Below are 408 nucleotides of genomic sequence, written 5' to 3'. Positions count from 1 at the left end.
TTCTTCGAGGCGGCCGAGCTGGAGCTGGACCGCGCCGCGCATACCCCGCGCCCGCTGGCCATGATCCTGTTCGACGCCGACCTGTTCAAGAACATCAACGACCGCTACGGCCACCCGGCCGGCGACCGCGTGCTGTGCGACCTGGCCGAGGCCCTGCGCGACAGCTTCCGCATCGTCGACACCGTGGCGCGCCTGGGCGGCGAGGAATTCGCGGTGCTGCTGCCTTCCACCGGCGCGCAGGAGGCCCTGGCCAGCGCCGAGCGCCTGCGCGCCCTGGTCGCCACGCGCCTGGTCGCCTCCGACCAGGGCGAGATCGCCTACACCGTCAGCGCCGGCGTCGCCGTGCTGGACGGCCAGGATGACGCCGGCGGCATCGACGCCCTCATCAAGCGCGCCGACCAGGCGCTT

The 408-nt window shown here is 73.0% G+C and carries 1 protein-coding gene; it reads left to right on the top strand.

The annotated features are described in order from the left end of the window. Positions 1 to 408 (top strand): GGDEF domain-containing protein (locus KVT32_RS28910; protein ID WP_217619291.1); only part of this gene is annotated, 408 nt, incomplete at both ends.

The organism is Achromobacter sp. GbtcB20 (genome assembly GCF_019091095.1).
Lineage (GTDB): Bacteria > Pseudomonadota > Gammaproteobacteria > Burkholderiales > Burkholderiaceae_B > Achromobacter > Achromobacter mucicolens.
The sequence above is the reverse complement of the archived record's forward strand: the minus strand, read 5'-3'. Positions and strand labels throughout refer to the sequence as shown.